The 19,538-nt window shown below is 54.4% G+C and carries 20 protein-coding genes; 14 read left to right on the forward strand and 6 right to left on the reverse strand.

The window, feature by feature from the left end:
* Position 1: 1 nt before the first annotated feature.
* Positions 2-1,102: a DUF1615 domain-containing protein gene (locus tag AC0LWE_RS14530; protein ID WP_216981810.1), complete on the forward strand. Its 1,101-nt coding sequence runs from the start codon at positions 2-4 to the stop codon at positions 1,100-1,102.
* Here AC0LWE_RS14530 and AC0LWE_RS14535 read toward each other — a convergent pair.
* Entirely contained in the window at positions 1,091-1,408 is a 318-nt protein-coding gene (locus AC0LWE_RS14535) for a DUF2755 family protein (protein ID WP_059177852.1), read from the reverse strand. The two genes, AC0LWE_RS14530 and AC0LWE_RS14535, sit on opposite strands and share 12 nt — an antisense overlap.
* A 248-nt stretch (positions 1,409-1,656) precedes the next feature.
* On the opposite strand from AC0LWE_RS14535, the gene AC0LWE_RS14540 reads away from it, so the two are divergent.
* On the forward strand, positions 1,657-1,893 hold the full coding sequence (locus AC0LWE_RS14540) for a DUF2754 domain-containing protein (RefSeq protein ID WP_059177853.1): 237 nt from the start codon (positions 1,657-1,659) through the stop codon (positions 1,891-1,893).
* Here AC0LWE_RS14540 and ddlA read toward each other — a convergent pair.
* Positions 1,890-2,990 carry a D-alanine--D-alanine ligase gene (gene ddlA / locus AC0LWE_RS14545; protein WP_059177854.1) on the reverse strand — a complete coding sequence of 367 codons (1,101 nt, stop codon included), beginning with the start codon at positions 2,988-2,990 and terminating at the stop codon, positions 1,890-1,892. The two genes, AC0LWE_RS14540 and ddlA, sit on opposite strands and share 4 nt — an antisense overlap.
* Positions 2,991-3,093: 103 nt before the next feature.
* On the opposite strand from ddlA, the gene AC0LWE_RS14550 reads away from it, so the two are divergent.
* From AC0LWE_RS14550 to adrA, 6 genes are all read left to right on the forward strand, one after another.
* Complete coding sequence (locus AC0LWE_RS14550) at positions 3,094-3,777, forward strand: extensin-like domain-containing protein (protein WP_219346967.1); 684 nt, start codon at positions 3,094-3,096, stop codon at positions 3,775-3,777.
* Positions 3,778-3,946: 169 nt separating this feature from the next.
* Complete coding sequence (locus tag AC0LWE_RS14555; RefSeq protein WP_096759572.1) at positions 3,947-5,161, forward strand: multidrug efflux MFS transporter; 1,215 nt, start codon at positions 3,947-3,949, stop codon at positions 5,159-5,161.
* 244 nt (positions 5,162-5,405) lie between these two features.
* The gene (iraP, locus tag AC0LWE_RS14560) at positions 5,406-5,666 is read left to right on the forward strand and encodes an anti-adapter protein IraP (RefSeq protein ID WP_059177857.1); all 261 of its coding nucleotides are present in this window, start codon (positions 5,406-5,408) and stop codon (positions 5,664-5,666) included.
* A gap of 98 nt (positions 5,667-5,764) precedes the next feature.
* A complete protein-coding gene (gene phoA / locus AC0LWE_RS14565; RefSeq protein ID WP_059177858.1) occupies positions 5,765-7,180 on the forward strand; it encodes an alkaline phosphatase in 1,416 nt (471 codons plus the stop codon).
* A 92-nt stretch (positions 7,181-7,272) separates the two neighbouring features.
* On the forward strand, positions 7,273-7,593 hold the full coding sequence (gene psiF / locus AC0LWE_RS14570; RefSeq protein ID WP_059177859.1) for a phosphate starvation-inducible protein PsiF: 321 nt from the start codon (positions 7,273-7,275) through the stop codon (positions 7,591-7,593).
* Between the two features lie 89 nt (positions 7,594-7,682).
* Positions 7,683-8,798, forward strand: coding sequence for a diguanylate cyclase AdrA (gene adrA / locus AC0LWE_RS14575; RefSeq protein WP_131486696.1), 1,116 nt, complete (start codon positions 7,683-7,685; stop codon positions 8,796-8,798).
* Between the two features lie 16 nt (positions 8,799-8,814).
* Here the strand turns inward: adrA and proC are convergent, their stop codons facing one another.
* Positions 8,815-9,624, reverse strand: a complete 810-nt coding sequence (gene proC / locus AC0LWE_RS14580; RefSeq protein ID WP_059177861.1) for a pyrroline-5-carboxylate reductase — start codon at positions 9,622-9,624, stop codon at positions 8,815-8,817.
* A 141-nt stretch (positions 9,625-9,765) separates the two neighbouring features.
* Here proC and AC0LWE_RS14585 point away from each other — a divergent pair, with 141 nt between their 5' ends.
* From AC0LWE_RS14585 to ppnP, 5 genes are all read left to right on the forward strand, one after another.
* A complete protein-coding gene (locus AC0LWE_RS14585; protein ID WP_059177862.1) occupies positions 9,766-10,224 on the forward strand; it encodes a YaiI/YqxD family protein in 459 nt (152 codons plus the stop codon).
* 270 nt (positions 10,225-10,494) lie between these two features.
* Entirely contained in the window at positions 10,495-11,019 is a 525-nt protein-coding gene (gene aroL, locus AC0LWE_RS14590; protein WP_202665307.1) for a shikimate kinase AroL, read from the forward strand.
* Positions 11,020-11,062: 43 nt separating this feature from the next.
* A complete protein-coding gene (gene yaiA, locus AC0LWE_RS14595) occupies positions 11,063-11,254 on the forward strand; it encodes a protein YaiA (protein WP_059177864.1) in 192 nt (63 codons plus the stop codon).
* A gap of 241 nt (positions 11,255-11,495) precedes the next feature.
* Positions 11,496-12,173 carry an AroM family protein gene (locus AC0LWE_RS14600; RefSeq protein ID WP_219346966.1) on the forward strand — a complete coding sequence of 226 codons (678 nt, stop codon included), beginning with the start codon at positions 11,496-11,498 and terminating at the stop codon, positions 12,171-12,173.
* Between the two features lie 71 nt (positions 12,174-12,244).
* On the forward strand, positions 12,245-12,532 hold the full coding sequence (ppnP, locus tag AC0LWE_RS14605; protein WP_174342438.1) for a pyrimidine/purine nucleoside phosphorylase: 288 nt from the start codon (positions 12,245-12,247) through the stop codon (positions 12,530-12,532).
* A gap of 39 nt (positions 12,533-12,571) precedes the next feature.
* Here the strand turns inward: ppnP and rdgC are convergent, their stop codons facing one another.
* Complete coding sequence (gene rdgC / locus AC0LWE_RS14610) at positions 12,572-13,483, reverse strand: recombination-associated protein RdgC (protein ID WP_012016268.1); 912 nt, start codon at positions 13,481-13,483, stop codon at positions 12,572-12,574.
* Positions 13,484-13,606: 123 nt separating this feature from the next.
* On the opposite strand from rdgC, the gene mak reads away from it, so the two are divergent.
* A complete protein-coding gene (mak, locus tag AC0LWE_RS14615) occupies positions 13,607-14,512 on the forward strand; it encodes a fructokinase (RefSeq protein WP_059178038.1) in 906 nt (301 codons plus the stop codon).
* A 403-nt stretch (positions 14,513-14,915) separates the two neighbouring features.
* Here the strand turns inward: mak and sbcC are convergent, their stop codons facing one another.
* Positions 14,916-18,047: an exonuclease subunit SbcC gene (gene sbcC / locus AC0LWE_RS14620; RefSeq protein ID WP_219346965.1), complete on the reverse strand. Its 3,132-nt coding sequence runs from the start codon at positions 18,045-18,047 to the stop codon at positions 14,916-14,918.
* Positions 18,044-19,249 (reverse strand): exonuclease subunit SbcD, encoded by a 1,206-nt coding sequence (gene sbcD / locus AC0LWE_RS14625; RefSeq protein ID WP_219346964.1) that lies wholly within the window; start codon positions 19,247-19,249, stop codon positions 18,044-18,046. Before sbcD ends, sbcC begins: the two co-directional genes overlap by 4 nt.
* Positions 19,250-19,538: the final 289 nt, after the last annotated feature.

Below are 19,538 nucleotides of genomic sequence, written 5' to 3' on the forward strand. Positions count from 1 at the left end.
TATGCCATTTGCCGTATCACGAACGTTGCCTTTATCGCTGTTCGCCGCCTTGGTGCTGGCCGGATGCGCCGAAAAAAGCGCTGCACCGCTGAAAAAGGGCGAAAAGCCGGTTGATGTGGCAAGCGTGGTACGGCAAAAGATGCCGGCCAGCGTTAAAGATCGTGACGACTGGGCGATCGTGCTGGCGAAAACGTTTGAGAGCCAAAAAATTGCGCCGACCGAGGAGAATATCTGCTCGGTGCTGGCGGTGGCGCAGCAGGAGTCGATGTATCAGTCCGATCCGGCGGTTCCGGGGCTGAACAAAATCGCCTGGAAAGAGATCGACCGACGTGCCGAAAAAATGCACATCCCGGTGTTCCTGGTGCATACGGCGCTCAAAATCACGTCGCCAAACGGTAAAAGCTACAGCGAACGGCTGGATACGGTGAAAACGGAGAAGCAGCTCAGCGCCATTTTTGATGACTTTATCAATATGGTGCCGATGGGGCAGACGCTTTTCGGATCGCTCAATCCGGTCCATACCGGCGGGCCCATGCAGGTCAGCATTGATTTTGCAGAGAAACACACCCGCGGTTACCCATGGAAAATCGACGGTACGGTGCGTCAGGAAGTGTTCTCCCTGCGTGGCGGGCTGTGGTTTGGTACCTATCATCTGCTGAATTATCCGGTCAATTACAGCGAGCCGCTGTACCGTTTTGCCGATTTCAACGCGGGATGGTATGCGAGCCGCAACGCCGCGTTCCAGAATGCGGTGAGTCGTGCAACAGGCACAAAACTGGCGCTGGATGGCGATCTGATTGCTTACGGTAGCAGCGAGGCAGGTACCACTGAACTTGCGGTGCGCAAGCTGGCGATAAAGCTGGATATGAGCAACAGCGACATTCGCCACCAACTGGAAAAAGGCGACAGTCTGGCGTTCGAGAAAACGGATCTCTACCAGCAGGTGTATAAGCTTGCGGAGCAGAAAAGCGGCAAAGCGTTACCGCGCGAAATTTTGCCAGGCATTCAGCTTGAAAGCCCGAAAATTACTCGTAATCTCACCACGGCGTGGTTCGCAAAACGGGTAGACGACCGTCGGGCTCGCTGTATGTCACTTAACTAAACGTGAGTGATAACGGCGCCAGCGCAGGACCAACGCGACAACACCGAGAATGACGCATCCAATCAGAAACGGAATCACACCGAAAATCGTGCTGACGCCTAAACCGATATCGACGCGCGGCCGACCGGTGTCCTGAACTTGCATCAGATGCTCATACACGCCGGGTGCGTGCACCAGAATGTTCAGAAGTTGGGAACCCGCCCAGAAGCAAAAAAGCACAAACAGGGCATAGGCGATATTACCCGGCGCGGAGGTTTTGGATTGCTTGCCGCCAAAAATCGGCTTCGCCAGTGTAAAGTCTGCCATATAAACCTCCCGATATTGATTCTGGCCGAGTGCCAGTCGTACAAGGTGAGTTTGACAGGTCATAACATTTGTCAATATCAGAATCGTGGTAATTTACGCCTGGTATTCCTCCTGGATTGTCGATTTCTGCATCGCATCACAGTTTTTTAACTTAAGTTAAATTGATTCGTATTTAAGAATTTCCGCATCCGCCACAGACCGCATCACAAAACTGTGAGAGGATGTCTTTTTATCCTGCCGGAGTTGCCATGAAGCTGTCTGACAAACTACGCCGTGACTGGCATTACTATGCCTTTGCGATTGGGCTGATTTTTATTCTTAACGGTGTGATTGGGCTGCTTGGGTTTGAAGCCAAAGGCTGGCAAACCTATGCGCTGGGGCTGGTGACGTGGGTGATTTGTTTCTGGCTGGCAGGGTTAATTATCCGCCGTCGGCCTGAAGACGCGACGACGGAAAACGTAGAGCGTTCTGAGAAAGCGGATTAACCGTTTACTGAGCTCTTCAGGGCGCTGTCGGCGGTGTGTCGCTCCAGCGCCAGTTCGATAAGACGGGTGATTAACGCAGGATAGCTGAGCCCGCTCGCCTGCCAGAGTTTTGGATACATGCTGATGTTGGTGAAGCCCGGCAGCGTGTTGATCTCGTTAATAATGACCTCATTTTCTGCCGTCAGGAACACATCGACGCGCGCCATACCGCCGCAGCCAAGCGCCTGATAAGCGTCGATGGCGATCGCGCGGATCTTGTCGTTAATTTCAGGATCCAATACCGCCGGCACCACGACCTGCGCGCCTTTATCATCAATATATTTGGTGTCGTAAGAGTAGAAATCACTGTTCAGAACCACTTCACCGCAGGTGCTGGCCTGTGGGAAATCGTTGCCTAAAACGGCGCATTCGATTTCACGACCTGTAATGCCTTGTTCAACTACCACTTTATGATCGAATTCAAACGCCAGGCGCACTGCATCTGCGAATTGCGCTTCGCTGGTCACTTTACTGACGCCAACGGATGAACCCTGGTTGGCTGGTTTCACAAACAGCGGCAGGCCAAGCTGAGCGGTGATCTGGGCGAAACTGTGTTTATCGCGGTTGGCGCGGGTCAGGGTCACAAATGGCGCAATGTTCAGACCGGCGTCACGCAGCAAACGCTTGGTGACATCTTTATCCATGCAGGCGGCAGAACCGAGCACATCCGAGCCGACAAACGGCAGGTTAGCCATGCGCAACATCCCTTGCAGGGAGCCATCTTCGCCCAACGTGCCGTGAACAATCGGGAAAACGACGTCAATCTGCGCCAACGTTTGAGCATTGCCCGCGTTGATCAGCTGGCCGTGGATGACGCCAGGCACGGTCGCAACGCTGATTTCTGAAGGATTGAGCGCGATATGCGCTGGATCGTCTGCATTCAGCAGATACTGACTGGCATCGTTTACATGCCATTGGCCTTGTTTATCAATGCCCAGCAGGACCACATCAAAGCGGCTTTTATCAATCGCATCCACGATATTTTTAGCCGATTGCAGCGACACTTCGTGTTCTGCTGATTTTCCCCCAAAGACAATTCCTACCCGCTGCTTCGCCATCTCACACTCTTCCAGTCTGTCTCAAAGCCTATAACATACCACATGCCCTGTGGGATTCGCCGCCTTCTGCCATAATGTTTTGACGCATAAAAGAGGAGAGAATGTGAGAGGGAAAAGTCTGTTTGTCTGCGCGATTATTGTGGGTGCCGCCGTGGTGGGTTATCGCTGGCTACCGTCGTATTACAATCCTTTTACGCCACTCAAGCTCGACGACAAGCCTGGCAAGATCACCCAGTTCAAACTGCGTCGCCTGACGCCGGAGGCCTGTACGACTCTGCTGGCAGAGGCGAACCAAAAACAGTGGATCCAGACCCAGTCCATGGCCGATAGCGCGGGGGAGTGCCCGCTGACTGACGTGGTGCGCGTGCGAAATTTTGGTCCGGTGACGCTGAGCAGCAGTTTTATCGCCAGCTGCCCGCTGGCGCTGAGCTCCGCGCTGTTTATTCAGCAGCAGGCGCGTCCGCTGACCCATACGATAATGGGCAGTGAGCTGAAGCGTATCGAACATCTGGGCAGTTTTGCCTGCCGCAATATTTATCATCGCCCCGATGCGCGCCGCAGTGAACACGCCAGCGCCGAAGCCCTGGATATCAGCGCGTTTCAGCTCTCTGATGGGCAGCGGGTGACGGTGCTCCGCGGCTGGCGCGAAGACAAAACGCAGCCCTGGCTTAAAGCGCTGTTGAGTGCCAGCTGTGATTATTATGGCAATGGCTTAGGCCCGGAATATAACGCCGCGCACGCCAACCATTTCCATCTTGGGATGCGCGGTTTTGGACTGTGTCGTTAAAGCATAAATCACCAGCATAAAGTGGATAAAATGTGACTTGTTTCACAAATATGATGACTGGGGAGATAAAACACCAAAGTCGTCGATACCGCATCTCTGGTGCCATCTGAATTAACGTAACTTGCTAATCTGTCGGCGAATTCGCCTAAAAATGAAGATACCGCCTGTTATGGAATCCTGGAAAGTAAACCTCATCTCCGTCTGGTTTGGCTGCTTTTTTACCGGCCTTGCCATCAGCCAGATTTTACCGTTCCTGCCGCTGTATGTCTCACAGCTCGGCGTCTCGTCGCATGAGGCGCTGTCGATGTGGTCCGGTCTGACGTTCAGTATCACTTTCCTGGTTTCAGCGATTGTTTCGCCCATGTGGGGCAGCCTGGCGGATCGTAAAGGGCGCAAACTCATGCTGCTGCGCGCCTCGCTGGGGATGGCGATCGCAATTCTGCTTCAGGCTTACGCGACCAACGTCTGGCAGCTGTTTTTGCTGCGCGGTCTGATGGGGCTAACGTCGGGCTATATTCCTAACGCGATGGCGCTGGTGGCGTCGCAAGTCCCGCGCGAGCGCAGCGGGTGGGCGATCAGTACGCTTTCCACCGCGCAGATTAGCGGCGTGATTGGCGGCCCGCTGATGGGCGGTTTTTTGGCTGACCATGTTGGCCTGCGCGCGGTCTTTTTCATCACCGCGCTGCTGCTGATGGTGAGTTTTCTGGTCACGTTTTTCCTGATCAAAGAGGGCGTGCGGCCGACGATCAGCAAAGCCGAGCGTCTGAGCGGCAAAGCCGTATTCGCCACGCTTCCTTATCCAGGGCTGATGATTAGCCTGTTTGTCACCACGATGGTGATTCAGCTTTGTAACGGCTCGATTGGGCCGATTTTGACGCTGTTTATTAAATCGATGGCCCCGGACAGCAACAATATTGCGTTTCTGAGCGGCATGATCGCCGCCGTGCCCGGCGTGTCTGCGCTGATGTCTGCACCAAAATTGGGCAAGCTGGGCGATCGGATCGGCACGGCGCGCATATTAATGGCGACGCTTATTTTTGCGGTGGTGCTGTTTTTCGCGATGTCATTTGTGACGTCACCCTTCCAGCTTGGCGTTCTGCGTTTTCTGTTGGGGTTCGCCGACGGAGCGATGCTCCCGGCGGTACAAACGCTGCTGGTGAAGTACTCCAGCGATCAGGTAACAGGCCGGATCTTTGGGTACAACCAGTCATTTATGTATCTGGGAAATGTGATTGGTCCACTGATTGGCGCATCTGTGTCGGCGATGGCGGGATTCCGCTGGGTGTTTGCCGCCACGGCGGTGGTGGTGTTGCTCAATATTATTCAACTCGCCATTGCTTTACAGCGCCGACGTCAAAAAGCCGATAGGGCTGGTGCCCGATAATAATGTAGCGACAATATAGGATGTATTTAAGAGCGGCTGAATTTTATGAATAGAAAAGAAGATGTCAATTTCTACTTTTCATAAGGGGTGTAATCAGTTTTTATAATAGCAAAACGTTTCGCTCACGCTAAATCATCGTTATTTGCGACATAGCGTGTTTTTTCATAACGATAATAGTTTTCGCCTCTTTGCATTATTCCATCGGAGTGATAAGTTCAGCAAAAATCTGATAAGGAAATACCCAATGAAAAATCTCATTGCCGAGTTGCTGGTGAAGCTTGCCCAAAAGGAAGAAGAGTCAAAAGAGCTGGTTGCCCAGGTTGAAGCGTTAGAGATTGTCGTCACTGCATTGTTACGACAAATGGCACAGACCGAGCAACAGGCGCTGATACGAAGTATCGAAGGCGCTCTGGAGGATGCCAGGCCCGGCTCTCAGGTGCCGGTTCAGGATAGCGAGATGCTACAGGAATACGTAAAAAAGTTGTTGCGACATCCCCGTAATTAATCTTTCACAAAATCGAAAACGCTGTCATAGCATTGTCATATGGACTGCCTATAGTCGCTCTGTTTATTTTTTATGTATTTGTACATGGAGAAAATAAAGTGAAACAGAGCGCACTATTCATCGCATTAATTCCGTTGTTATTCACCGCAACGTCACACGCCGAAACCACCGATACCCACGTCCTGGACAATCGTGCTGCGCACGGGGATATCACCCAACCCGGCGGTGCCCGCCGTTTGTCGGAAGATCAAACCGCCGCTATCCGTGCATCGCTTAATGATAAGCCGGCCAAAAATATTATTCTGTTAATCGGCGACGGCATGGGCGATTCTGAAATTACCGCTGCGCGCAATTACGCCGAGGGTGCAGGCGGTTTCTTTAAAGGGATCGATGCGTTGCCTTTGACCGGCCAATATACCCATTACGCGCTGGACAAAAAAACCGGCAAGCCGGATTACGTGACCGACTCTGCGGCTTCTGCAACTGCCTGGACCACCGGGGTTAAAACCTATAACGGCGCGCTGGGCGTCGATATTCACGAAAAAGATCACCAGACCATTCTGGAGATGGCAAAAGCCGCTGGGCTTTCAACGGGTAACGTCTCTACGGCGGAGCTCCAGGATGCAACCCCTGCCGCGCTGGTGGCGCACGTGACGTCGCGTAAATGCTACGGCCCGACCGTGACCAGCGAAAAATGCCCCTCTAACGCGCTGGAAAAAGGCGGTAAAGGCTCGATCACCGAGCAACTGCTGAATGCCCGCGCTGATGTCACTCTGGGCGGCGGGGCGAAGACGTTCGCCGAAACCGCAACCGCGGGAGACTGGCAGGGCAAAACGCTGCGCGAGCAGGCGCAGGCTCGCGGCTATCAGATGGTGAGCGATGCGACTTCTCTGGCGGCCATTACTGAAGCAAACCAGGATAAACCGCTGCTTGGCCTGTTCTCAGACGGCAATATGCCGGTGCGCTGGGAAGGGCCAAAAGCCTCTTATCACGGTAACCTCGACAAGCCTGTGGTCACCTGTGCGCCAAATCCGAAACGCAATGACAGCATTCCTACGCTGGCGCAGATGACGGATAAAGCGATCACCCTGTTGAACAAAGGCGATAAAGGTTTCTTCCTGCAGGTGGAAGGCGCGTCGATCGATAAACAGGATCACGCTGCGAATCCGTGTGGTCAGATTGGCGAAACGGTCGATCTGGATGAAGCGGTGCAAAAGGCACTGGAGTTTGCGAAGAAAGACGGCAACACCCTGGTGGTGGTTACGGCTGACCACGCACACGCCAGCCAGATCGTTGCACCAGACACCAAAGCGCCGGGCCTGACTCAGGCGCTGAACACCAAAGACGGGGCGGTAATGGTGATGAGCTATGGCAACTCCGAAGAAGACTCCATGGAACATACTGGCTCGCAGCTACGCATTGCGGCGTATGGTCCTCATGCAGCAAACGTGGTAGGGCTGACGGATCAGACCGATCTGTTCTACACCATGAAAGCGGCGCTTGGATTGAAATAAAAGAGAAACCCGGCGGAAATTCCCCTCCGCCGGGTGGTTTTTTCCCCGTCACGAACCAGACTTAGTGTGAACCTTCATGAAAGGATGGTGCTATGAAACTGACCCTGTCTGTGACTCTGCTTTCCGCGATGTTCCTGATGTCGACGGCAACGGCGGCGGAAAGAACGCTTACCCCTCAACAGCAGCGAATGACGACCTGTAATCAGCAGGCCACGTCCCAGACGCTGAAAGGCGATGCCCGTAAAACCTATATGAGCGATTGCCTGAAAAACAAAGACACAAAACCCGGCGAGAAGAGCCTGACGCCACAGCAGCAAAAAATGCGCGAGTGTAATTCTCAGGCGACGCAACAGATGCTCAAAGGAGAAGACCGCAGCAAGTTTATGAGCGCGTGCCTCAAGAAATCCGTGTAGTCCTAACGGGTGAGCCTGGGTATTGGCTCACCCGAAATTTCATACTTTCCCCGCTCCCCCCCTCTCTATAATTTGGGAAATGTTTCAGAATGTTCCCAAAAATTATGAATGACGAAAACTTTTACAATAAAGGCGTCACCCGAGAAGAGTGGCAACAGGACCTTTCTCAGGATGACCACCACCGTTCCGGCATTCGGTTTGCCCGGCGAGTTCGATTGCCGCGCATGTTGGGACTGGCCGCAATGTTCTTCCCGATTGCAGGGGCAATGGTGGCACATGCTCCGCCTGGAGGCTGGTGGCTATTGCTGGTGGGGTGGTCGTTCATCTGGCCACATCTGGCCTGGCAGCTGGCTTACCGTTCCGCCGATCCCCGCAGCAGCGAAATTTTAAATCTCAAAGCCGATGCGATGGTGGCAGGCGTCTGGATGGGGTTAATGGGCGTTGACGTGTTGCCCACGGTCGCGCTGGTCATGATGATCGGAATGAACCTGATGGGGGCGGGCGGCGTGAAGTTGTTTAGCGCTGGCGCCGTCATTACTGCCGTCGCCACGCTCATCACGCTGCAACTCACCGGTACCACCCCCGCCTTGACGTTGACCCCGCTCGAATTATGGCTTTCGCTACCGGTCCTGGTGCTTTATCCGCTGATTTTTGCCTGGGTGAGTCATCAGACAGCGATCCGACTGGCGGAGCATAAGCGTCGTCTGGAGTTGATGAGTACTCGCGACGGAATGACCGGCGTGTTCAATCGTCGGCACTGGGAAATTCTGTTACGCAATGAATACGACACGTGCTTACGGAGCCATCGCGACGCCGCCATTTTGATTATCGATATTGATCATTTTAAAAATATCAATGATACGTGGGGCCACGACGTGGGCGATGAGGCGATTATCGCCGTCACGCGTCAACTGCAACTGGCGTTACGTGCAGGGGATCTGATCGGCCGTTTTGGTGGCGATGAATTTGCCGTGGTGATGAGTGGAACACCTGCGGAGAGTGCGATAGCGGCGATGTCTCGCGTGCATGAACGGCTGGCGGCGCTCACCTTACCCTGTGCCCCGCAGGTGCGCTTGCGTATCAGCGTTGGCGTGGCACCGTTAACACCGGAATTTGGACACTACCGTGAATGGCTGAAAGCGGCTGACGTTGCGTTATATAAAGCGAAAAATGCCGGACGCAACCGCACCGAAGTGGCCGCCTGACGCCCGGCAATCGTTATCAGGATTTACTCAGCTGTTCTGACTTTTCCATGCATTTGCTCATCGCTTCGATCACCGCAGAGCGGAATCCGCGCTCCTCGAGCACCCGCACGGCTTCAATGGTGGTCCCGCCAGGCGAGCACACCATATCTTTCAGCTCACCGGGATGTTTCCCCGTTTCCAGCACCATTTTTGCAGAACCCATCACCGCCTGAGCGGCAAATTTGTACGCCTGCGCGCGCGGCATTCCGCCCAGCACGGCAGCATCAGCCATCGCTTCAATAAACATAAAGACGTAGGCCGGGGCAGATCCGCTGACGCCGACAACCGGGTGGATCATCGGCTCGGCAATCACTTCGGCTTCGCCAAAGCAGCGGAAAATATTCAGCACGTCCGCCACGTCTTCAGACGTCACCAGCGCATTCGGTGTGACAGAGGTCATGCCCGCATTCACCAGCGACGGCGTGTTTGGCATGGCGCGGACGATTTTACGGTCGTGACCCAGCGCGCGCGCGAGCTGATCCAGCGTGACGCCCGCTGCAATTGATACCACCAGCGTCTCTTTGTTGAGGCTGGAGGTAATGTCGCTCAGCACTTTAATCATGATGTTAGGTTTCACGGCACCGAAGACGATATCGGCAATCTGGGCCACTTCCTGTGCGCTTTCGGCAGCGTTAATCCCGTACTGATCGCGAAGGGCAGCCACTTTATCCGGTGACGGGGTGTACACCCAAATTTGTCCCGGCAACACCTGGCCGCTGGCGATCAGGCCGCCGAGAATGGCTTTTCCCATGTTACCGCAGCCAATAAAACCGATTTTCTTATCCATCACGTCTCTCCGTAATTATGCGTTTTGCGTTCTACTCTATAGCTTAACGTGGATTTTTCTTCAGGGCTAAAGCTTACGCTGCTTTGCCTGTCGACGAAAAGCAGGCGACAATAGCCGCTCATGCTAAACAAGGGAGACACTATGGCGATTTGGGTGGATGCGGATGCGTGTCCGAATGTCATCAAAGAGATTTTGTTTCGCGCCGCTGAGCGCGTGCAGATGCCGTTAACGCTGGTGGCAAACCAGAATTTGCGCATTCCGCCGTCAAAATTTATTCGCTCGATGCGCGTCCCTGCCGGCTTTGACGTGGCGGATAACGAGATTGTGCGGCTGTGCAGCCCGGAAGATTTAGTGATAACTGCGGATATCCCGCTGGCCGCGGAAGTTCTGGAAAAAGGGGCGGCAGCACTGAATCCGCGCGGCGAGCGTTACTCGCCGTCGACCATTCGTCAGATCCTCACGATGCGTGATTTCATGGATACCCTGCGCGCGAGCGGCGTGCAAACGGGTGGACCTGACACGCTTTCCCAACGCGATCGGCAGCAATTTGCCGCTGAGCTGGATAAATGGCTGCTGGAAGTGAAACGCCGTACCGCGTAATGATAAGCATTGCTAAAATGTGATAGAGTATGACAACCGCAGGGTTGTCATCATCAGATGCTTTGCAGTAAAGTAAACGCACCCACATATGCAATGATTTCTTTACAGGGTGCGATTGATATTCTCAGTGTTTACGCTCTCTGTCATACACACATATTCTTGCTGTAATCCAATTTTTACAATTACTTTGTGTACTAGTTTAATGGTATTATTGCTCGTTTTTTGATTTCACACGCCGCAACCTCGCGGTATCAAGGGGAACACCTGGTTATGACCCAACCCATCTTTTTAGTTGGCCCTCGCGGCTGCGGGAAAACCACCGTCGGCCTCGCACTGGCGCGCGCGTGTCAAAGCCAATTTGTCGATACCGATCACTGGCTGCAAACGAAAGCCGGGCGGACTATCGCGGAGATTGTGGAAAAAGAGGGCTGGGAAACATTTCGTGCGCTTGAGACCGAAACCCTGAAAGCCGTCACGGCACCGTCGAGCGTCATTGCGACCGGCGGGGGCATTATTCTGGCGGAACATAATCGCGGCTTTATGCGTGAGCACGGCATCGTCATTTATCTGTGCGCGCCCGTCGCCACCCTGGTGGAACGGCTCGAAGCATTTCCGGAAGAGGGGCAACGTCCTACGCTCACCGGAAAGGCGATCGGTGACGAAGTGAGCCAAGTGCTTGCTGAACGCGATGCCCTTTATCGTGAAGCCGCGCATCACGTCGTCGATGCGTCGCAGACGCCGGAACAGGTTGTCAGCCAGATCGTTACCGCGCTGCGTCTGGCTTGCGCCAGCTAGCAGGCGTCTATACTCATAGTTCAACGTTAAAAAAGGATGAACTATGCCAACCAGACCTCCCTATCCACGCGAAGCACGAATCGAAACGATTGAAAAAGGTAACGGCGATCAAACCGTTACCTGGTACCAACTGCGCGCGGATCACCCGAAGCCAAACTCACTCATCAGTGAGCATGAAACTGAGCAGGAAGCGCTGGATGCGAAGCGCCGCTACGAAGACCCCGATAAGACCTGACATAAATCTGAAAGCGGGGATAAACGTGCCTGCATCACACTTTTGGCTCAGCGTGAATGTTAAGTGAGAGTTAATATTTAGTTATTACAGTTAGATTCGGAAACGGTGAACGATCTTTACACTTCGGTGTAAAGATCTGCTGCTACGCTTTTGAGCTGTTTAACCTGAAACAAGAGCCGCGCAGCGTAGTGAGCTTGTGCCTGTATAAGTGCAGTGGCAGTAATGAAAGGCGACAACGAAAATGAAGGCAACATTGGCGATCCTCACCATTGGTGTGGTTCCTGTTAGCGAAGTGTTACCGCTCTTAACGGAGCATGTCTCTGAACAACAGATTACGCATCTCAGCCTGCTCGCTGGGATCGGTCGGGAAGAGGTCATGGAAGACTACGCGATTGGGACCGGGGAGGATTCGCTGCCGACATTGTTAAGCGACGGTGCGCTGGCGCATGTCTCGCACCAGAAAGTTGAGCGGGCGTTGCAGGGCATCATCGAAGTCCTCGATAATCAAGGGTATGACGTTATTCTGCTGATGAGCACCGCGCCGATCTCCGGGTTGGTCGCTCGAAATTCTATTCTGCTTGAACCCATGCGCATTATTCCACCGCTGGTGGCCTCCATTGTGGATGGTCATCAGGTGGGCGTTATCGTCCCGATCCAGGAACTGCTGGATAATCAGGTGAATAAATGGAAAGTCCTGCAAAAAATGCCGCTCTTTGCGCTGGCCAATCCTATCTGGGACAGCGAAACAAAACTCATCGCCGCAGGGCGTGAACTGCTCGACCAGGGGGCGGACGTTTTAATGCTCGATTGTCTGGGATTCCACCAGCATCATCGCGATTTACTGCAAAAAGCGCTCGATGTGCCTGTGCTGTTATCCAACGTGCTGGTGACGCGCCTGGCGTCTGAATTATTGGCCTGATGATTTTGCGTGACAGGCACGAAGGATGGCCCCTATAGTGGATTTTTCTCCAAAGACATAAGGGCCAGTTCATGCTTCAGAGTAACGAATACTTTTCCGGTAAAGTGAAATCCATTGGTTTTACCAGCAGCAGTACTGGCCGTGCCAGTGTTGGCGTCATGGCTGAAGGGGAATACACCTTTGGTACCGCAGAGCCCGAAGAGATGACGGTGGTTAGCGGGGCGTTAAACGTGCTGTTGCCGGATGAAACAGAGTGGAAAGTGTATACCGCTGGACAAGTTTTCAACGTCCCTGGCCATAGCGAGTTCCATCTGCAGGTTGCGGAACCGACGTCTTATCTGTGCCGCTATTTGAAATAGTGATTCTCCCTCTCCCCATGGGGAGAGGGTTTCACAGCCTTAACGCTGTGCTTCTCCGCCTAAACCTTCGACCAGGTTTTTAATCAGCGCGGCCAGTTCACCCGTCATCAGGATGAAGTCGGCATCAAAGCGTCCGCTGACATCTTCGCGCTCAATATCTTCGTTTTGATCGCGCAATTCATCGCAGAACTTCAGACGTTTAATCGAGCCGTCATCGCACATCACAAACTGAATTCGCTGCTGCCAGTCGAGCGCCAGCTTGGTCACCAGTTTGCCGGCTTCAATGTGTACCGCAATTTCGTCACACACAAGATCCTGTTTCTTCGCGCGGATCACGCCGCCATCTTCAAGGATCGCTTTTAATTCGGCTTCATCAAGCAGCTGGAACCCTTGCGCCGGACTGCCGCTGCGCACCCATTCGGTGAGCGTCAGTTCGATAGGATTTTCCATCGTCAGCGGAACGACCGGCAGTGACCCCAGGCTCTTACGCAGCAGGGCCAGCGTATCTTCCGCTTTTTTGGCGCTGGCGCAGTCAACCATGATCAAATCGTTGACGGTGTCGATCCACATCATGGTCTGGTTGAAACGGCTAAAGGCGCGCGGCAACAGCGAGTGCAGCACTTCATCCTTCAGTGAATCTTTTTCCGTTTTTTTCAGCTTACGGCCCTGTTCAGCCTCAAGCTTGAAGATCTTGGCTTCCAGCGCCTGCTTCACCACCGGGGAGGGCAGGATTTTCTCTTCTTTACGGGCGCAAAGGATGATTTGACCATTGGTCGTGTGGGTCAGTGCATCGCTTTGTGAACCCATCGGTGCAACCCAACCGGTTTTCGCCATATCCTGGCTACCGCAAGGGGTAAACGTGTACGCGGCTAACTGTTTTTCCATCTCTTCTGCCTGCAGCGAAACCTCGCGGCTGAGACGGTAAACCATCAAATTTTTGAACCACAGCATGATAATTTCCACGGTCTTGTCGTTAAATCAGCGGGCATGATAACGAATTGTGGCATGGCTTGCATTGCTAATCAGGTGGCCTGCTTCTACTCTGTTGATAATCAAAATAATGAGGAGAGTCCTGTGCGTATTGGTATTGATTTGGGCGGCACCAAAACAGAAGTCATTGCGCTTAGCGATCAGGGCGAACAATTGTTCCGACACCGCCTGCCTACGCCGCGTGATGATTATCAGCAAACCATTGAAACGATCGCCTCGCTGGTGGAGATGGCGGAAAAGGCAACGGGACAGACCGGCACTGTGGGGATGGGAATTCCGGGTTCGATTTCGCCTTATACCGGGGTCGTGAAAAACGCGAACTCCACATGGCTTAACGGTCAGCCCTTTGATAAAGATTTGAGCGTGCGCCTGAACAGAGAAGTGCGTCTGGCGAACGATGCCAACTGTCTGGCCGTTTCGGAAGCGATAGACGGTGCAGCTGCGGGCGCGCAAACGGTATTTGCGGTAATTATTGGTACTGGCTGCGGTTCTGGCCTGGCGTTTGGTGGACGCGCGCACATTGGCGGCAACGGGACGGCGGGCGAATGGGGGCACAATCCGCTGCCGTGGATGGACGAAGATGAACTGAAATACCGCGCCGAAGTGCCGTGTTATTGCGGTAAACAAGGCTGTATCGAGACCTTTATTTCCGGAACCGGATTTGCCACCGATTATCGTCGGTTGAGCGGACATGCGTTAAAAGGCAACGAGATTATGCGTCTTGTCGAAGAGCACGATGCCGTTGCCGAGCTGGCGCTCAATCGCTACGAAATGCGTCTGGCGAAATCGCTGGCGCATGTGGTGAACATTCTCGACCCGGACGTGATCGTCCTCGGCGGCGGGATGAGTAATGTTGACCGGATCTACACCACGGTTCCGCACCTGATGAAGCAGTGGGTCTTTGGCGGCGAATGTGAGACCCCGCTCCGCAAAGCGGTGCATGGCGATTCAAGTGGCGTACGCGGCGCAGCGTGGCTGTGGCCGCAGTAATTCTTGATGTTGAAGCACTCAAGATGGCAGCCAGGAATAAAAGACTTAAAGCGACGACTGGTCCGGCTGTAAATCGCTGAGTCGTTGACCAAAGGCCGGGGCGACGCGCAGGGATGCGCGGAGAGGGCGTGACCTGCAGGGATGCAGGATCGCGCCCGACTCGAAGCCGGAGGGAATAAGACGAAGGCACCGCGTAGCGGCGATTTTCTTGCCGGGAGCCCGGGTCGCCAGGGCGGCGGCGATTGAGCCGCCATGGCACGTTCACTGGTTCCGTTTTTATAGAGAGGCGCGTGTCTTGAAGTGAACGGAATCACCTCCTGAGCAACATGTTCCCCCTCATTCTGACCCTCTTCCTCAATGGAGAGGGGAACGGCTGTACCTCTCATCAAGAGGTGAGATACCCTCACTCCACCGCAAACACCTTATCCAGCTTGCTGTAGCCCAGTCCATTAATTTTCTTCACTTTGATCTGCACCGGAATGCGCTCTTTCATCGCCTCCACATGACTGATCACGCCGATGGTTTTCCCCGTCGCATTCAGGGCATCGAGCGCATCGAGCGCGGTATCCAGCGTTTCGCTGTCCAGCGTGCCGAATCCCTCGTCGAGGAACAGGGAATCAATGCGCGTTTTGTGGCTCACCAGGTCAGAAAGCGCCAGCGCCAGCGCCAGGCTCACCAGGAAACTCTCTCCCCCGGAAAGGGTTCGTGTGTCACGCACCGCGTCGGCCTGCCACGTATCCACCACTTCCAGCTCCAGCGCGTCGCTCGCTTTGCGTTGCAGAAGATAGCGGCCATGCAGGCGATTCAGCTGCTGATTCGCCAGCCACACCAGATTGTCGAGCGTCAGCCCCTGAGCGAATTTACGGAAGCGATCGCCCGTACTGGACCCGATCAGCGCGTTCAAATACCCCCAGTCATCCGCAAGGCGAGCGGCTTCGTCAATCTGCTGGATAAGCGCCTGCTGATGCTGCCGGTTCTCGCCATCCTGTCTGAGCTGCTGGCTGATCTCACCCTGACGGGTGCTGTTTTCACGCAGACGTTGCGCCAGTTGCTGGAGTTCATGCTGCAATGTCGGTGCATCCAACTGCAATCCTTCCGGGCGTTGTTCCAGATGTTGGTTGAGCAATTGATTTGCCTGACGCACCAGCGCCGTCGCTTGTTGAATCTGGTTTTCCAGCGTCTGTTTTAACGTTTCCAGACGCTGCATTGTGTCGGCATCAAGCAACGCGCTCAGGAATGCCTCGCCGTCGGCGAACGCGCTTTTTGCCAGCGCGGCGGAAAACTGAGCCTGCGATTGCTGCATGCGCTCGGTTTCCAGGCTTTCCTGCTGCTGCAATGTCGCGAGTTGGCTTTGCAGCGAGACGCATTCATTGTGGATCTCGCGCCAGTTATCAGGAATAACGGATTCCGCGTCTTCGGTGTCCGTCGCGGGCAGCGTATCCAACAGCGGTGTTAGCGCGTTGATACGTTCCTGAAGGGCGGTGAGCTGTTTCTGCTGCGCTTGCCAGTGCGACGATTCGTTTTCGCGATCGGTGAGCCAGAGCGTTTCAGCGCCCTCATCGGGGATCTGCAATGACAGCGCATTCAGCGCGTTTTCCAGCGTCAGGCGTGTTGCCGCAATCTGCTGCTGGAGTTGCCGCTCCTGGTGTTCCTGCTCGTTAAGCTGGCTTTGTAAGGCCAGACGCTGGCTGAGCTGATACAGCTGGCGCTCGTAATGTTCCTGTTCGTTCAGCCACGGGGCAATATCATCCTGAATGTTCAACGTCACGTTCAGTGTTGCACAGACTTCGCTCCATGCGTGCGTGAGCGTTTGTGCCTCCCGGGAGAGCGTCTGCGCCTCTTCGGTGTCGCGCTGGATCTGACTGGCCAGGGCATTGACTTGCCCTAATACCAGCAGGCCTTCTTCTTTCAGCGCGGCGACTTCTTTTTCCATCGCATCACGGCGGCGCTGGTTTTCTGATATCTCTAACGTCTGATACTGCTTCACCGAAGGGTGTTCAGTTGAACCGCAGAGCAAGCAGGGTTTTCCCGCTTCCAGACGCGCTCGATAACTCTCAAGATCTTTAATCTCGGCCTCTCGCTCGCATAAGGCCTTAATATCCAGATAGTGCTGGTTTTTCTCTTTGTATTGCTGTCGGCGCAGGGCCAACGTCTCGTTAAGTTTTCGCTGCTCCGCCTGCGCCTTTTGCACGCTTTCAGCGTTTTGAGCGATGCGCTTTTGCAGCGGTTGATAACGGGCGTGAAGGGTGGTCAGCTGCTGGCGAGACGCACGCGTCGCCGTTTGCTGGTCCATCGCCGCAGCGACATCATCGGCGGTCAGCGTCAGGGCGATCTCTGGTACGTTCGCCAGTTTTTGCCGCAGCTCGGTGATACGTCCGGTCAATGTCGCTATCTGACTTTTGTCGCGATGAAGCTGAGCGAAATGGGCACGCCAGCCTGCGATTTCCTGACCCCACAGACGGAAGCGGTCATGCCCGGCGAGCCACTGTGTCAGCGCAGACAGCTCGGTTTGCAGCTGGTCGCGGGCGCGCAGCGCACCGTTGCGGATGCGCGCACGGAGCGCCGCCCTGGACAGTAAGCGAGTATTCACTTCCTGAGTCTGCTGTTTGGTTTGTGCGAGACGCGTCGTCTGCTCCTGCTGACGCTCCCAGAGTGGGCGCAGTATTGCAGCGGGCTGGGCGTGCAGCAATTTTTCGAGGTCTGGTGCGGCGTCGGTGAGCGCCTGTTGCGCCTCCTGTTGCGAGGTTAAAGCACGCTGCTGTTCGCGCTGAAGCTCTTCGTGACGGGTCAACCAGTGAAAATCGCGCTGGTGATTCTGTTGTTGTAGCAGCAGCGTTTTCTCTTCGTCAGTAAGCACCTGCAAACTTTGCTTCAACTGCTGTTGCTGCTCGTCGCTCAGTAAAATCACGCCAGCCGCTTGGGCTTCACGCTTTTCCAGTTCCGTGCGCGCGGCTTTGTGTTGTTCAAAGACTCTCGCGGAAATCTGACCGTAAATTTCGGTTCCGGTCAGTTCCTCCAGCAACTCGGCGCGTTCACCGGGTTTGGCATTGAGGAAGGCGGCAAATTGCCCCTGCGACAACAGCATTGAGCGTGTGAAACGATCGTAATCCAGCCCGGTCAGCGAGGCCGTTTGCTCAATTTTGTCTGTGGCTTTGTCAGACAGGATTTTACCGTCTTCACAGCGGGCCAGCTCTACGCGCGGCGCCTGTAAATTCCCGTCTGGCTGATTACGCGCACGGCTCTGGCTCCAGAATGCGCGATAAGCGATGCCTTTAACTTCAAATTCTACCTCCGCCAGACATTCAGCGGTGTCGCGCGTCATCAGATCATTTTGTGATTGTGTGACTTTATTCAGACGCGGCGTCTGGTGATACAGCGCGAGGCAGATGGCGTCAAGCAGGGTGGTTTTCCCGGCGCCGGTTGCGCCGGTTATCGCAAACAAACCGTTGCTGGCGAACGGCTCAGCGGTGAAATCTATCTTCCATTCGCCCTTCAAAGAGTTGATGTTTTTCAGGCGCAGGCTGAGAATTTTCATGCGTTTTCTTCCTCATCATTGAGCGCATGCAGCGTATGGGTGAACAGCTCGTTGAGTCTTGCGCGCTGCGCGTCGTCAATTTCTTCCTGCGCCAGTCGGCGTTCAAAAACCTCTTCGACCTTCAGCTCGCTGAGCGTTTCGCGCTGCGCACTGAGCAGAATTTTCTCACGCTGTTCGCGGCTGCGACGCACCAGTAATACCTCAACGGGCAGCGTTTCCGTGAGCGCCTGGATTTTGCGCTGCATATCGTGCAGATAGTCATCCGTCGTGATTTCGATATCCAGCCAGACGGGCGGGATTTGCTCCACATTGCGCCACTGCTCAAGCTGCGCGGTGATGACCGCCAGATCGCCTTTCAGCACCACCAGCGGCTGCGTCACCGGCACTTCCAGGGTTTCTACCGCGTGCAGTTTTCCGTCGACAAAACTCACCAGATGCACGCTTTTGGGCTTGCCCGTTTCGTCAAAGCTGAGCGAAATGGGCGAGCCGCAATAGCGGATATGTTCGCTGCCGCCAATCTTCTGTGCCCGATGGATATGCCCGAGCGCGATGTAATCGGCAGGCGGGAAGTTCTGCGCCGGGAACGCATCCAGCGTACCAATATAAATTTCGCGTACCGCGTCGCTTTTACTGGCACCGACGGTGGTTAAATGGCCGGTGGCGATGACGGGTAGCGCCGCCTCACCGCGTAAGGCACAGGCGTCGAGATATTGCTGCTGATAGTAGTCGGTGATGGCCTGCAGCAGGTGCTGTTGCTTTTCGCCGCCGGTCAGTCCGGCCTGGCTTTGCACGATGTCGCGCGGACGCAAAAAGGGGATCGGGCAGATAACGGCGCCCGGCGTGCCGTCGCGTTTTTTGATGATTTGCGGTGCGTGCCCGGCGTTTGCCACTACAGTGGTATTCAGAAAGGCCAGAATATCGCGCGACTCATTCAGCGTTGCCACCGAGTCGTGATTGCCCGCGACGATGACCAGATGGCAGCCCGTTTTCTGTAAATTGACCACGAAGCGGTTATAGATTTCGCGCGCATAGCTGGGCGGCGATCCGGTGTCAAAAATATCACCGGCGACAATGATTGCGTCAACCTGGTGCGTTAGCGCCGTTTCCAGCAGCCAGTTCAGGAACGCTTCGTGTTCGGCCGCGCGGCTTTTACTGTAAAAATTTTGACCCAGATGCCAGTCCGAGGTGTGAAGTATGCGCATAACAGATCCGTGGCAAAAAAAGGTGAAAGGGATTATACACTTGATCCTTCAGGCCGCCTCTGTGTTGGCTGCATCGGCCCAATTCTGAGTGTTACGGGCGTCAGCATGGGGTTCCGAAATGTGACGGTGTTAGCTAGCGTGACGGTTTTTGCGGTGATAAATGTCCTGGGAACGGGAATTTACAGCTGTAATAAAACAATAGTTTGCTATTCATAGTGGTAATGTTTTTCATAAATCTGTCATAAATCTGACGCATAATGACGCCGCATTACAAACTTTTAACCTCAAT

It is taken from the genome of Lelliottia sp. RD5 (assembly GCF_056032945.1).

Coding starts and splice junctions, on each gene's coding strand:
- AC0LWE_RS14530 (WP_216981810.1), top strand. CDS start 2: ATGCCATTTGCCGTATCACGAACGTTGCCTTTATCGCTGTTCGCCGCC.
- AC0LWE_RS14535 (WP_059177852.1), bottom strand. CDS start 1,408: ATGGCAGACTTTACACTGGCGAAGCCGATTTTTGGCGGCAAGCAATCC.
- AC0LWE_RS14540 (WP_059177853.1), top strand. CDS start 1,657: ATGAAGCTGTCTGACAAACTACGCCGTGACTGGCATTACTATGCCTTT.
- ddlA (WP_059177854.1), bottom strand. CDS start 2,990: ATGGCGAAGCAGCGGGTAGGAATTGTCTTTGGGGGAAAATCAGCAGAA.
- AC0LWE_RS14555 (WP_096759572.1), top strand. CDS start 3,947: ATGGAATCCTGGAAAGTAAACCTCATCTCCGTCTGGTTTGGCTGCTTT.
- iraP (WP_059177857.1), top strand. CDS start 5,406: ATGAAAAATCTCATTGCCGAGTTGCTGGTGAAGCTTGCCCAAAAGGAA.
- psiF (WP_059177859.1), top strand. CDS start 7,273: ATGAAACTGACCCTGTCTGTGACTCTGCTTTCCGCGATGTTCCTGATG.
- adrA (WP_131486696.1), top strand. CDS start 7,683: ATGTTCCCAAAAATTATGAATGACGAAAACTTTTACAATAAAGGCGTC.
- proC (WP_059177861.1), bottom strand. CDS start 9,624: ATGGATAAGAAAATCGGTTTTATTGGCTGCGGTAACATGGGAAAAGCC.
- AC0LWE_RS14585 (WP_059177862.1), top strand. CDS start 9,766: ATGGCGATTTGGGTGGATGCGGATGCGTGTCCGAATGTCATCAAAGAG.
- aroL (WP_202665307.1), top strand. CDS start 10,495: ATGACCCAACCCATCTTTTTAGTTGGCCCTCGCGGCTGCGGGAAAACC.
- yaiA (WP_059177864.1), top strand. CDS start 11,063: ATGCCAACCAGACCTCCCTATCCACGCGAAGCACGAATCGAAACGATT.
- AC0LWE_RS14600 (WP_219346966.1), top strand. CDS start 11,496: ATGAAGGCAACATTGGCGATCCTCACCATTGGTGTGGTTCCTGTTAGC.
- ppnP (WP_174342438.1), top strand. CDS start 12,245: ATGCTTCAGAGTAACGAATACTTTTCCGGTAAAGTGAAATCCATTGGT.
- rdgC (WP_012016268.1), bottom strand. CDS start 13,483: ATGCTGTGGTTCAAAAATTTGATGGTTTACCGTCTCAGCCGCGAGGTT.
- sbcC (WP_219346965.1), bottom strand. CDS start 18,047: ATGAAAATTCTCAGCCTGCGCCTGAAAAACATCAACTCTTTGAAGGGC.
- sbcD (WP_219346964.1), bottom strand. CDS start 19,249: ATGCGCATACTTCACACCTCGGACTGGCATCTGGGTCAAAATTTTTAC.